Origin of the sequence: Mycolicibacterium llatzerense (assembly GCF_000878195.1) — a bacterium.
Taxonomy (GTDB): Bacteria; Actinomycetota; Actinomycetes; order Mycobacteriales; family Mycobacteriaceae; genus Mycobacterium; species Mycobacterium llatzerense.
Map to the genome: position 1 here is coordinate 92,393 of NZ_JXST01000016.1, position 12,862 is coordinate 105,254.

Below are 12,862 nucleotides of genomic sequence, written 5' to 3' on the forward strand. Positions count from 1 at the left end.
GCACCGCAGGCCGCTCCGAATTCCTGGTGACCAACCAGGAGGGACGGCACGGTGCGGCGGATTGCAGTAATCGGGAGCGGCATATCGGGGCTCACCGCGGCCTGGGTGCTCGCGCGGGACGCGGAAGTCGCGCTGTTCGAGGCTCAACCGCGATGTGGTGGTCACGCCCACACGCATGAGTTGGCCGCTCGTCACGGCAGCAGCGGCACCGTCGGCGTCGACTCTGGCTTCATCGTGCACAACGACCGGACCTACCCGACCGTGCTTCGACTGTTCGCCGAACTCGGCGTCCGCACCCAGGAGTCCGACATGTCGATGTCGGTCTGCTGCGAAGGATGCGGCTTGGAGTACGCCGGGGCAAAGGGGCTGACCGGTCTCTTCGCCGCGCCGGGCTCGCTGTTCACCCCGCGCTATCTGCGCATGCTGGCGGAGGTGACGCGCTTCCACCGGCTCGCGCGCGCCGAACTCGCGGCCGGGGTGGCCGACGGCCGGACCCTCGGTGAATTCCTCACGGCAGCAGGCTTTTCCAGCTACTTCATCGCGCATTTCATGGTGCCGTTGGTCGCCGCGGTCTGGTCGTGCCCGCCGGACGTCGCGCTCGACTATCCGGTCGGGTACCTGCTGGCGTTTCTCGACCACCATGGGATGTTGACGGTGTTCGGCTCGCCGACCTGGCGCACGGTCACCGGAGGGTCGGCGCGCTACGTCGAGGCGATCACAGCTCGGCTACCGTCGGTCCGCTCCGGGGTGCCCGTGCGCACCGTCACCCGCAACGCGGACGGGGTGGCGGTGCGTGACGACGCGAACCGAGTCGAGCAGTTCGACGCGGCAGTGATCGCGACGCATCCGAATCAGGCCCTCTCGATCCTGGACCAGCCGACGGCGGACGAGATCGAGATTCTCGGCGCGCTGCGGTACTCGATCAATCACACTGCGCTGCACACCGATACGTCGCTGCTACCACGACGTCCTGGCGCCCGCGCGTCGTGGAACTATCGGATGCCGGCCTGCGACGTGACCGCAGACCAGGTCCTGGTCAGCTACGACCTGACCCGCCTGCAGCGACTCGACGGGATCGCCGATCGCCGCTTCGTGGTGACGCTGGGCGGCAGCGGCCGGGTCGACCCGAGCCAGATCATCGCCACCATGCTGTACGACCATCCGCAGTACTCCCCCGAATTCCGCGCGGCGCAACAGCGCCTGCACACGCTCGGCGATCACCGGCTGGCGTTCGCCGGCGCCTACCACGGCTGGGGCTTTCACGAGGACGGCGCGGTGTCCGGCGTCGTCGCGGCGGAGCGACTCGGCGGCAGGTGGAGCGGTCCGGTGCCGCCGCTGCTCCGTCCGGCGGGGAGCGTGGCATGAGCCCCCCACAGATCGTGCGGACCAGCATCCACCACGCTCGCACCTGCCCTGTGCGCCACGCGTTCACCTATCGCAGCTACAGCTGGCTGGTCGACCTCGACGCCGTGCCCGAACTACCCCGGCTGCTGCGGCCGCTCGCCGGGTTTCATGCGGCCGACCACGTCGGTGATCCGCACCGGACGCTGCGCGAGAACGTCGACTCCTATCTGGACGGACACGGGATCGACCTCGGCGGCGGTCAGATCCGAATGCTGGCCAACGCCAGGGTTTTCGGCTTCGTGTTCAATCCGCTGACCCTCTACTGGTGCCACGATGCCGGCGGCGCGCTGGTCTGTGTCGTCGCCGAGGTGCACAACACGTACGGCGGGCGGCACCGGTACCTGCTGCGCGTCGATCATCGCGGCGAGGCGAGCGTGCCGAAGGCGTTCTACGTCTCGCCGTTCAACCCGGTGGCTGGCCGGTACGCGCTCCGGGTGCCTGCGCCTTCGCATGACCGGCTCAGCGTCGCGATCACGCTGCGCGACGCGTCCGGTGCGGTCGTCCTCACCGCCAGCTGGGCAGGGTCGATCCACCCCGCCCGCCCCGCAACCGTTTTGACCACCGCACTGGCAGCGCCGCTGGCGCCGCTGCTGGTCGCAGTACGCATCCGCTGGCAAGGCCTGCGCCTCTGGGCGCGCGGCCTGCCCCTGCACCCCCGCCCCCAGGAGGCCGCCCTATGACGAATCAGCTCCACGACGGTGCTGCGTACGATCCGTTCCTGCCGGCCAGGTGGACCGAAATCGCCCAGGCACCAAGCGGTCTGCGCACCAGGCTGGGTGCCCCCGTCGCCCGCGCGTTGTTCCGGGGCGCCGTACGGGACCTGCCGCTGCGGGTCGAATATCCGGACGGCACCGTACAGGGTGCAGCCGGAGCGGCAGACCCGGCCGCACCGCGAATGTTGTTGCACCGCCCCGATGATTTCTTCGGCCGGATCGCGAACAGTGGTCTGATCGGCTTCGGCGAGGCGTACATGGTCGGCGACTGGTCGGCGCCCGAGCTCACGGCCGTACTGACCGCGCTGGCGTCGCGCATCGACACGGTCGTACCGGCCATGTTCCAGGGACTGCGCACCGTTCTACTGCCCCGGACACCCCGTAGCCACCGCGGGGCGCGCGCGGACACCCGCGCGAACATCGCGCATCACTACGACCTGTCCAACGAATTCTTCAGCATGTTCCTCGATCCGACGCTGACCTACTCGTGCGCGCTGTTCGGCACGCTCGACCCACCGCCGGCCTGGCCCGACCTGAAGTCCGCACAGCACCGCAAGATCGACCGGCTGCTCGATGCCACCGGCGTCGGGTTCGGCACGCGCCTGCTCGAAATCGGCACCGGCTGGGGCGAATTGGCGATCCGCGCCGCGCAGCGTGGAGCACACGTGCACACCGTGACACTCTCGCGCGAGCAACAACTGCTGGCCCGGGAGCGCATCGCCGCCGCCGGGCTGTCGGACCGGATCACCGTCGAGTTGTGCGATTACCGCGACATCACCGGCACCTATGACGCGATCATCTCCATCGAGATGATCGAGGCCGTCGGGTATCGCTACCTACCCGCCTACCTCCGCACGCTCGACAGCCTCCTCGATGTCGACGGACGCATCGGCCTACAGCTGATCACCATGCCGCACAAGCGCATGCTGGCTTCCCGCGACACCTATACCTGGGTGCACAAGTACATTTTCCCGGGCGGGTTCCTGCCGTCGGTGAAGCTCATCGAGCGCTCGATCGCGGCGCACACCGCACTCCGGATCACCGACCGCCATTCGTTCGGGCCGCATTACGCCCACACCCTGAGACTGTGGCTGCAGCGATTCACGGCCAACAGCGCCGGCGCCGACGCACTGGGATTCGACCGGGTTTTCCGGCGGATGTGGCGCTTCTACCTCGCCTACTCCGAAGCAGGCTTTGCTTCGGGTTACCTGGACCTGCACCAGCTGGTGCTGCAGCCGGAGGCGCGCTCGTGAGCACGCCGTCCGGATCCGACGGGTTGCGCAGGATCGACACGGTTCCTGCCCGGCTGTGCGACGATGCCCGGATGGAGGCCGAGCCGGACCGCGCCGCACTTCTGGCCGCGATCGCCGACGGCGACGGCGCGGCTTTCACCGAGTTCTACGATCTGACCTCTGCGCGCGTGCATGGGCTTGCCTATCGCGTCGTACGTAACCGGGTGCTGGCCGAGGACGTCGTCCAGGAGGTGTTCCTCCAGGTGTGGACGACGGCGGCGCGGCAATACGATCCCGCGCTCGCCAGCCCGATGGGCTGGCTGCTGACCTTGACCCATCGTCGCAGCGTCGATCGGGTGCGCTCCGAGCAGTCGGCTGCCGACCGCAATCATGTCTACGGCGTTTCGAGCCTCGGCCGGGAACACGATGCCGTCGCCGACGAGGTGGGACAGCGACTCGACGAACAAGAGGTTGCCGACTGCCTCGATGGACTGACCACCGTCCAGCGTGAAGCCATCGGCCTGGCGTACTACAGCGGCCACACCTACCGGGAGGTCGCCGAACACCTCGACGTCACGCTCCCCACCATCAAGGCCCGTATCCGCGACGGACTGATCCGCCTGAAGAACTGCCTGGGGGTGGGCACCGATGCCTGACAGCTACACCGACGACGAACAGCAATTGCTCGATCTGGCCTATGTGTACGCACTCGATGCGGTGTCCGAAGCCGAACGCTCGGATATCGCGGGTCGCCTCGGTGCGGTCGCGCCACACACCGCACAGGAATTCGCCCGGATCGTCGGCGACGCTCAGGAGACCATGGCACTGGTCACCGCCGGCGACGCCCTGCCGCCATCCCCCGAGCTGCGCACGCGCATCCTGGAGGCGATCGGTATCCGGTCGGCAGACGGCGGTTCAGATGAACTGGCGCTCAGGCGCATTCGACAACGGCGGCTGATCCTGCGGGTGGTGGCAGCCGCCGCCGCGGTCTGCGCGATCGTCATCGGCACGACGGTGGTAGCCGAGCGGTTCGCGAATCACCCGGCGCAGCAGACGGTTTCGCAGGTGCTGGCCAACCCCGACATCCGCACGTTCTCCGCTGCGGTCGCCGGCGGCACCATCACGCTCAGCGCCTCACAACAGGCGAACGCCGTCGTCGTGGCCATGTCCAATGTGCCTGCGCCACCGGCAGGTCACGTCTATCAGATGTGGTTCATCCCGGCGTCCGGAGCACCGCGGTCCGCCGGCACCATGAGCGCGGACACCATGCCGCCGCCCGGCGGCGAGGTGATACCGGCGCTGAACTCGGCCGCCAAGGTGGCCGTGACCGTCGAGCCCGGAACGGGTTCTAGCCAACCGACGAGCACACCCGTGGTCGTCGTCTCGCTGACCTGATCATGACCGCCGAAGGATTGTTCGACCAGCTGCTGGACCGTACCGTGGTGCTCGGGTATTCACGTGTGGGTTTGGCCGTGCGGCAACGGTTCTGGCCCGCGTCCGGCCTGCCGTCAGACGCGCTCTCCGGCCGCACGGTGATGGTCACCGGCGCGAATTCGGGCATCGGCAAAGCCATTTCCACCCAACTAGCGGGGCTCGGCGCGACAGTGTTGATGACGGTGCGCGACCGGGCCCGTGGGGAGGCCGCGCGCCGCGACGTGCTCGCCGACGTGCCGGACGCCGACATCGTGGTCGAGGTGTGCGACGTATCGCACCTGGCCGCGGTCCGCACGTTCGCAGGCGACCTGTTGCGCCGGCGTCCACGCCTGGACACGGTGATCCACAACGCCGGGGTGATGCCGGAACACCGGACCGAAAGCGCTGAAGGGCATGAGCTTTCGTTGGCCACCCATGTGCTGGGTCCGGTGTTGCTGACCGAACTCCTGCTGCCCGCGCTGGCCGCGGCGCCAGACCCACGCGCCGTGCTCATGTCCTCCGGCGGCATGTACACCCAGCCGCTTCCGGTCGACGACATCGAGTACCGGCAGGGGCGCTACCGCGGCGCGACGGCCTATGCCCGCAGTAAGCGCATCCAGGTCGCGTTGACTCCACTGTTGGCGCAGCGCTGGTCCGGCGTGATGCTGGCCGCCATGCATCCCGGCTGGGCGGACACACCCGGCGTGGCTCAGTCGCTGCCCGGATTCCGTCGGCTGACGCGGCCGATCCTGCGTAGCTCCGAGGAGGCCGCCGACACCGCGGTCTGGTTGACCGCGACCAAACCCACTCCAGTTTCCGGACAGTTCTGGCACGACCGCCGGATCCGTCCCACGCATTATCTGCCCACCACGCACCACGCCGATGCGGAGCTGGACGAGGTGTGGCGGTACTGCACCGCCGCCGTGGACTTGTGACGACTTCGGCTGTCGCGGAATCAGATTCGCGCCAATTCGCGGCGAAGGCCACGCGCCCCGTCGTCGAGTAGGCGCGCCACCGCCAGTTGGAGCAGCGGTTCGAGCCACCGCAGCCAACCCTGAAAGGCAAATCTGACCCGGTAGGTGATGCGGGTCCCGTCGGCATGTGGACTCACCGTGATGGTGTCACGAGCGATCAGGTACCGGTTGACCCCGCGCAGTTCGATCGACCGCCCCGGCGTCATGCTGGTCACCTCGTAAGTGATGTCCGACGTGCGGCCGGCGAAGCGCGACGTATTGACGTAGCGCGTGCCCACCCCGCCGTCGCCGGCAATGCGTTCAGTGCGCACGGTCGCGGGGTCCCACTGCTGCGTGGTGGTGAAGTCGGCGAGGTAGGCGAACACGGCGTCCGCCCGCCCATCCACGACCAACTGTCGCTGTGCGTCGATCATCGGCTCGCCCTCACGAGGTCTCCTCGAGATGACCCAGCTGGTGGCGCAGGCACTGCTCCAGCGCGGGACGCCGGAATCGATGTCCCGCCGCGATGAGCCGGGCGGGGACCACTCGCTGGCTCGCCAAGGCCAGCTCGCGAGCACCCTGTGCCCCCAGGAGCAGCCCCGGCCCCATCGCGGGCACCGGCAGCACAGCCGGGCGGTGCAGTACCCCGGCCAGTGACCGGGTGTAGTCGACGTTGCGGACCGGTTGTGGCGCAACCGCATTCACCGGGCCGGACAACCCGGCATCGACCAGAGCCCGGTGGTACACATCGATCAGGTCGTCGATGTCGATCCAGGACAGCCACTGGCTGCCGTCGCCCAAGCGCCCGCCCAGACCGGCGGCGAACAACGGCCGCATCAGCTGCAACGTGCCTCCTCGTGGCGTCTGCACGATCCCGGTGCGAACGTTGACCACGCGCAGTCCGGCAGCGGCTGCCGGTGCCGTCGCCGCTTCCCACTCGGCGACCACCTCGGCCAGGAATCCGTCGCCCGGTGGCGCCGATTCGTCGAGTTCCTCGTCGGCCCGGTCGTGTCCGTACCAGCCGATGGCCGACGCGCTGACGAAGACCGCCGGCCCGTCCGTCGCTCGTGCGGCGCATTCGGCCAGCCGCCGGGTCGGCTCAATTCTGCTGTCGCGCACCTTGTTCTTGTGCGCGTCGGTGAACCGCCCGGCGATCGAGGCGCCCGCCAGGTGCACCACGGCGTCGATGCCGTCGAGCAGATCTTCGGCGGGCGATTCGGGATTCCAGCGGCGTTCGGTGTCGTCGCGCGGTTCGTGGCGCACTAGCCTGATCACCCGGTGGCCACCGGTGGACAGGAAGGCGGTCAGCGCGCTGCCGATCAATCCCGACGCCCCGGTCACCGCCACCGACCCGGGTGGCTCACCGTGCTCACGCGCCCATCGGTGGGCGGCCAGATCGTCGCTCAGCTGGCGATGCCGGTAGCGGAACGTCGGCCGCAGCAGCGCACCGGGCACCGGCGTATCGACGCGGTCGGTGACTCGGGTACGCCCGTCGTCGAGCGCGTCGAAACAGTGCTCGTGCCGCCAATGGCCGATCAGACCGGTTGGCAGCGAACGCAATCCGCCCTGGCCGAGTTCGTCGACGAATCTGGCCGGCGGGGCGTAGTGATCAGGATTGTGTTGCGCGCTCCAGCGCAGGCCCCCGGGCAGGCCCAGCACCGCGCGCCCGTCGGCCAGCGATGTCGCTTCCGAGACGACACTCATCGGCTGCCACGGCGGCAGCATCCGGTGGATGGCACCGGGCCGGGCATGCCAGGCGAACACGTCGTCGCGGCGCGCGTCGACAACACTGCTGTACTCGATCCCCATGAAACCTCCGAGTCGATTCGGCCTCAGGTGAGATTCGGAGCCACCCGGCCGGCGGATGGGTCCGGAATACCCACGAGGAGATTTCAGAAACGGTGAATCAGCTCACCGGCTTATAGCTGAACGACACCTTGCCGTCGGCGACGTCGGTGACCTTGAGGGTGTAGTCGCGGCTCTGCCCGCCGACGACCGCGGTGCACTTCTGGGTCGCCCCGACCTTGCTGTCCACATCCCCGGCGCACTTGACGGTGCCCGCACTCTGGCCCAGCTGCGCTGCGAGGGAACTCTCCGCAACCGACTTCTCCAACACGGGCGTCAGGCCGTAATTCATTGCAAGCCCGGATACTTCGCTCACGATGGCGGTGCGCCGGCTGGTGAAACCGTCATCGGTGATGTCGCACAAGGCCACCGCCCCCTGCTTGCCCTCGAGCCCCGACAGGCACACCACGGCATCGGGTGCGGACTTGCGCGCCCGGGTCACCATGTCGGCCACCGCCGCCTCCAACTGCGGCTTGGAGACGGCCGGGGTCATCGAATAACTGACCTTGCCGCCGTCGACTCCCGACACCGTGATGGTCGGCTGAATCCCGTAGGCCGGCGACATCGTGACATCGCAGCGCGTGCTCTGCCCGACGCGGGCGATGAGGCCGCGCTCGCAGATCACCGCCTGGGGCGGCTGGCTGGTGAAGGCGTCGTGGATCGCCCGCTCCAGTGACGCCTTGTCCACCATCGGCAACTGTGCCGACGGCTTGGCCTGGGTGGCTTCCTGGTCCGGGCGGGTCAGGCTGTAGACCAGCGCCGCCAGCCCGGTGAGGAGCAGCCCAGCGATGACGACCAGTGCCAAGATGCGCGCCCTCATGCCGCCATTCTGCCTGGGCTACATCAAGTCATTTGCGGGCACGTCATTTCGGTGCTCGCGGTACCACGCGACCGTGCGCGCCAGACCGTCGTCCAGGGCCACCTGCGGCGACCAGCCCAGCGCCCGCATCTTCGAGATGTCCGGGCACCGGCGCGGTGTGCCACCGGCCTGCAATTCGCCGGGCTTGATCTCGAGCTCGACCCCGACGGCCCGGCCGATCCGGGTCGCCAGCTCCCGAACGCTGAGTTCCTCGTCGCTGCCGATGTGGTAAACCTCGCGGTGCCCGCCCTTTTCGTACATCGTCAAGATGCCTTGGACGATGTCGTCGACGTAGCAGAACGAGCGTGTCTCGCTGCCGTCACCCTGGATCGGGAACGCCGGGTCGCCGGCCTCCTGGCAGCCCAGCGCCCGCAGGATGAACTGCGGCTCGACGTGCTTCCACCCCATGTTGGGCCCAAACACGTTGTGCGGCCGGAAGACCTGCACCTGCCGGTAGTGGTCCTGCCCGTAGTTGAAGGCGATCAGCTCGCTGACGATCTTGCCGCCGCCGTAGGAGTACCGGGGATTGAGGCTGTCGGGCAGCATCAGCGGGATGGTCTCGGGCGTCGGGATGATCGCGGGTGTCTGGTAGACCTCGGCGGTCGAGGCGACGATGAGGTCCGGCACCCCCGCGGCGCGTCCGGCATTGGTCACCGCGAGCGCGCCGCGCAGGCCGACGTCGAGCACCAGTTCCGGTTGCTTGTAGAAGTTCTCGGTGCCGTTGATGGCGGCCAGGTGCATGACGACCTCGGCGCCGGCGAACGCCTTCTCCAGCGCGTCCTGATCGCGGACGTCGCACGTGAAAAGCTCGACGTCCGAGGCGACTTCGGCGAATCGGCTGGCATCGCCGCGGACCATGGAGTCCACCACCGCGACCTGCCAGCCGTCTCGGACCAGTCGCTTGACCAGGTAGGCACCGATGAATCCGCCACCACCGGTGACCACGACCCGCTTAGACACGCTCGACGACCTTTCCGCTGCGACCCACGGCGAAGTAGCTGTCGCCCAGTTCCGTGGACGGCAGGTGGCTGTAGTGGTTCCAGTAGTCGAAGACGAAACCGTCGGGGCTGATGAACTCGCTGATGGTGCGCGGCGAGATGGTGCCCAGCGACGGGTGGTTGTTGCCGAGGACGACGACGTCCGCGCCGCTCACCGCGTCACCGAACCGTTTGTAGATCGTGTGCCCCGGGAACGCTTCGGCCAGCACGTCATTCGGCGTGACGGGGTCGTAGACCCCGATCTCGGCATCCGGGTGCGCAGCCTTCAACTCGCCAAGCACCTTGATGGACATCGACCCGCGCAGGTCGCTGGTCTCGGGCTGGCCCTTGAACGCCATGCCCAGCAGGTTGATCTTCAGCGGCCCTTCGGCGCCCAGCTTCCGGCGCGCGATCTCGCTGCTGATGAAGCGCACCGTCTCGGCGGGCTGGCGCTCGTTGACCAGGCGCCCGGCTGCGGTGATGTCCAGCGTGACGCCGCGTTCGCGCACGCTCTCCATCAGGATGTGCGGGTCCTTCTCCAAGCACGGCCCGCCGACCAGACCCGGCAACGGGATATTGGTGCGGTTGTATCCGAGCTTGCCCGCCGAGATCACCTCATAGGCGCTGACGCCGAATGCATCGCAGATCCGGGCGACTTCGTTGGCGAACGCGAACTGCACATCGCGGAACGTGTTGCTCACCAGCTTGATGATCTCGGCGGTCTCGATATCGGAGACCAGCACGATCGAGCTGGTGAGCTTGCGGAACACCGCGGCGGCACGGTCGGCGACCGCCGGGTCGTCGGCGCCGACGATCTGCGGCAGCTCACGCAGTTCCTGCAGCGCCTTGCCCTCCAGGGTGCGCTCGGGGCACATCGCGATGTCGAAGCTCTTGCCGCTGGCGGCCAGCTGCGGCGCCACCACGTCGCGGGTGGTGCCGACCTTGACCGTCGACCGCAGGATGACGAGCGCGCCGTCCTGCATGTTGCCGGCGATGTCGCGGGCCGCCGCCTCGATCATGTCGACACGGGCCACGCCGTCCGCCGACAACGGGGTGCCGACGGTGATGATGTACGTGTCGCACGAGAAGCTGTCGTCAAATGCGGTGACGGCCTTCAGTTTCCCGAATCGGGTGACGCCCTCGAGGGCGTCGGGCAGGCCGGTCTCGGTGAAATGCGGCAAACCCTGATTGGTCATTTCGACCAATTCCTGACGGGTCTCGATTCCGATTACGGAGTTTCCGGCTTCCGCGAGCACGGTGGCCAGCGTCAGCCCCACATAGCCCAGGCCGATGATTCCGACGTCGTATTTCTCTGGCAAATCCTCAATCCCTCCAGTCAGCCCTGTGGGAGACGGCTGTTTTCATACCGCAGCGGCTCTCGCGCAAACAAGTTTCGACCTTACGGGTCTGCGGCGCATTTCGGGCCTAGGTACGCTCACAGTGTGCCGCTGCCCGCAGACCCGCATCCCGCTTTCTCCACCTATGCGCATCCCGATCGCCTGGTGACCGCCGACTGGCTGTCAGGCAACATCGGACGCGCCGGTTTGGTCATCGTCGAATCCGACGAAGACGTCCTGCTGTACGACACCGGCCACATCCCCGGTGCGGTGAAGATCGACTGGCATACCGACCTCAATGACCCGCATGTCCGCGATTACATCAACGGCGCGCAGTTCGCCGCGCTGATGGATCGCAAGGGCATCAGCCGGGACGACACCGTGGTGATCTACGGCGACAAGAGCAACTGGTGGGCGGCCTACGCGCTGTGGGTGTTCACCCTCTTCGGGCACCCCGATGTCCGCCTGCTCGACGGTGGCCGGGATCTGTGGATCACCAACGGCCGGGACACCACCTTGGACGTCCCGAGCAAGCAGACCACGGGTTACCCGGTGGTCGAGCGCAACGACGCTCCGATCCGCGCCTTCAAGAATGACGTCCTCGCCATCCTCGGCAAAGAGCCGCTGATCGACGTCCGGTCGCCGCAGGAGTACACCGGCGAGCGCACCCACATGCCCGACTACCCGGAGGAGGGTGCGCTGCGCGGCGGCCACATCCCCACCGCGCGGTCCATCCCGTGGGCAAAGGCCGTCGACGACAGTGGCCGCTTCCGCAGCCGCGCCGAACTCGACGACCTGTATGGCTTCATCTCCCCCGACGACAAGGCCGTCGCCTACTGCCGCATCGGCGAGCGCTCCAGCCACACCTGGTTCGTGCTGACGCATCTGATCGGCCTGCCTGCCGTCCGCAACTACGACGGTTCGTGGACCGAATGGGGCAACGCGGTGCGGGTGCCGGTGGCTGTTGGCGAGGAACCGGGGCCGGCTCCGGGCCCGGCATGACCGTGCCCGCGGCCCTGGCCGAGGTGGTGTCGGATTTCGCCGACGTCCAGGGACAGGACAAGCTGGCGCTGCTGCTGGAGTTCGCAAACGAACTCCCGCCGCTGCCGTCGTCGCTCGAAGAAGCCTCGATGGAGCCGGTGCCGGAGTGCCAGTCGCCGTTGTTCCTGCATGTCGATGCGCAGGACCCCGAGCACGTGCGGCTGTACTTCAGCGCACCGGCCGAAGCGCCGACGACGCGGGGTTTCGCGGCCATCCTCGCGGCCGGCCTGGACGGTCTGCCGGCGTCCGACATCTTGGCGGTGCCCGACGATTTCTACGCCGATCTGGGGCTGGCCAAGCTGATCAGCCCGCTGCGCCTGCGGGGTATGTCAGCGATGCTGACGCGCATCAAGCGCCGCCTGCGCGACGCCTGACCCGGCTACGGCTCAGAAGAACGGCAGCTTGAACTTGCCGCTGTAGTGCAGCGCGTCCGGGTTGCGCTGCCCGATGATCTTGCCGGGCACGCCGCCGACGATGCCGAACGGCGGCACCTCCTTGTTCACCACAGTGTGTGCGGCGACGACGGCGCCGCGGCCGAGCAGGCACGGCAGGATCATGGCGCGGGTCGCGATCCACACGTGGTCGTCGATCACGATGGGGTCCGGCGGGTTGGGTGCCGGCACGAAGTTCGGGTGATTGATGTCGTGCCCGCCGGCGATGATGTGCGTGTCGCTGGCGATGACGACGTCGTTGCCGATCGCGATGCCCGCGCGCGCGTCCAGCAGGCAGCGGAAGCCGATCGAGACCCGGTCACCGATCACCAGGTAGGGAATCGACCAGACGCTGGTGCCACGGTTGATCGCGGTGCCCTTGCCGATCTTGGCCCCGAACAGCCGGAGATAGCCCAGCCGGATGAAGTGGAACGGGATGTGCGTGACGACCGAGCTGTAGAACAGGGCCGCGTAGGTGTCCCGGATGCGGTGCCACAGGGTCTCGCCCGGCAGCTCGTGTTTGAGGATGTTGCCGTCCTCGTCGGTCACCCACTGCATCTTCGGTGGGATGCGGACGTTCGGGTTGACCGCTCTTTTACGTGCGATCAATTCCGGGTCTGATGCCTGCGGCTCGACGAACAACGGTGTCCCCTTACT

General features: G+C 67.9%; 14 protein-coding genes. 8 read left to right on the plus strand and 6 right to left on the minus strand.

From position 1 onward, the window contains the following. Positions 1 to 51: 51 nt before the first annotated feature. Genes TL10_RS13110 through TL10_RS13135 form a run of 6 tightly spaced genes read left to right on the plus strand, consistent with a single transcriptional unit; the run spans position 52 to position 5,697 of the window. The gene (locus TL10_RS13110) at positions 52 to 1,365 is read left to right on the plus strand and encodes an NAD(P)/FAD-dependent oxidoreductase (protein WP_082067936.1); all 1,314 of its coding nucleotides are present in this window, start codon (positions 52 to 54) and stop codon (positions 1,363 to 1,365) included. After that, positions 1,362 to 2,084: a DUF1365 domain-containing protein gene (locus tag TL10_RS13115; protein ID WP_043392874.1), complete on the plus strand. Its 723-nt coding sequence runs from the start codon at positions 1,362 to 1,364 to the stop codon at positions 2,082 to 2,084. Before TL10_RS13110 ends, TL10_RS13115 begins: the two co-directional genes overlap by 4 nt. Next, positions 2,081 to 3,370: an SAM-dependent methyltransferase gene (locus tag TL10_RS13120; protein ID WP_043392273.1), complete on the plus strand. Its 1,290-nt coding sequence runs from the start codon at positions 2,081 to 2,083 to the stop codon at positions 3,368 to 3,370. Before TL10_RS13115 ends, TL10_RS13120 begins: the two co-directional genes overlap by 4 nt. After that, complete coding sequence (gene sigK / locus TL10_RS13125) at positions 3,367 to 4,005, plus strand: ECF RNA polymerase sigma factor SigK (protein ID WP_043392270.1); 639 nt, start codon at positions 3,367 to 3,369, stop codon at positions 4,003 to 4,005. The genes TL10_RS13120 and sigK overlap by 4 nt, the downstream gene beginning before the upstream one ends. Continuing rightward, positions 3,998 to 4,744, plus strand: coding sequence for an anti-sigma factor (locus TL10_RS13130; RefSeq protein ID WP_043392266.1), 747 nt, complete (start codon positions 3,998 to 4,000; stop codon positions 4,742 to 4,744). Before sigK ends, TL10_RS13130 begins: the two co-directional genes overlap by 8 nt. Before the next feature lie 2 nt (positions 4,745 to 4,746). After that, complete coding sequence (locus TL10_RS13135; protein ID WP_043392264.1) at positions 4,747 to 5,697, plus strand: SDR family NAD(P)-dependent oxidoreductase; 951 nt, start codon at positions 4,747 to 4,749, stop codon at positions 5,695 to 5,697. Positions 5,698 to 5,717: 20 nt separating this feature from the next. Here the strand turns inward: TL10_RS13135 and TL10_RS13140 are convergent, their stop codons facing one another. From TL10_RS13140 to TL10_RS13160, 5 genes are all read right to left on the minus strand, one after another. Continuing rightward, complete coding sequence (locus TL10_RS13140; protein WP_043392261.1) at positions 5,718 to 6,149, minus strand: SRPBCC family protein; 432 nt, start codon at positions 6,147 to 6,149, stop codon at positions 5,718 to 5,720. Between the two features lie 10 nt (positions 6,150 to 6,159). After that, positions 6,160 to 7,524: a TIGR01777 family oxidoreductase gene (locus TL10_RS13145; protein WP_043392259.1), complete on the minus strand. Its 1,365-nt coding sequence runs from the start codon at positions 7,522 to 7,524 to the stop codon at positions 6,160 to 6,162. A 97-nt stretch (positions 7,525 to 7,621) separates the two neighbouring features. Then, the gene (locus tag TL10_RS13150; protein WP_051954640.1) at positions 7,622 to 8,380 is read right to left on the minus strand and encodes a DUF4333 domain-containing protein; all 759 of its coding nucleotides are present in this window, start codon (positions 8,378 to 8,380) and stop codon (positions 7,622 to 7,624) included. Between the two features lie 18 nt (positions 8,381 to 8,398). After that, complete coding sequence (locus TL10_RS13155) at positions 8,399 to 9,379, minus strand: NAD-dependent epimerase/dehydratase family protein (RefSeq protein WP_043392257.1); 981 nt, start codon at positions 9,377 to 9,379, stop codon at positions 8,399 to 8,401. Beyond that, the gene (locus TL10_RS13160; protein ID WP_043392256.1) at positions 9,372 to 10,715 is read right to left on the minus strand and encodes a nucleotide sugar dehydrogenase; all 1,344 of its coding nucleotides are present in this window, start codon (positions 10,713 to 10,715) and stop codon (positions 9,372 to 9,374) included. The genes TL10_RS13155 and TL10_RS13160 overlap by 8 nt, the downstream gene beginning before the upstream one ends. 123 nt (positions 10,716 to 10,838) lie before the next feature. Here TL10_RS13160 and TL10_RS13165 point away from each other — a divergent pair, with 123 nt between their 5' ends. Then, positions 10,839 to 11,735 (plus strand): sulfurtransferase, encoded by an 897-nt coding sequence (locus tag TL10_RS13165; RefSeq protein ID WP_043392254.1) that lies wholly within the window; start codon positions 10,839 to 10,841, stop codon positions 11,733 to 11,735. Beyond that, positions 11,732 to 12,148, plus strand: coding sequence for a SufE family protein (locus tag TL10_RS13170; protein WP_043392251.1), 417 nt, complete (start codon positions 11,732 to 11,734; stop codon positions 12,146 to 12,148). Before TL10_RS13165 ends, TL10_RS13170 begins: the two co-directional genes overlap by 4 nt. A 12-nt stretch (positions 12,149 to 12,160) precedes the next feature. Here the strand turns inward: TL10_RS13170 and TL10_RS13175 are convergent, their stop codons facing one another. Continuing rightward, entirely contained in the window at positions 12,161 to 12,847 is a 687-nt protein-coding gene (locus tag TL10_RS13175; protein WP_043392249.1) for an acyltransferase, read from the minus strand. Positions 12,848 to 12,862: the final 15 nt, after the last annotated feature.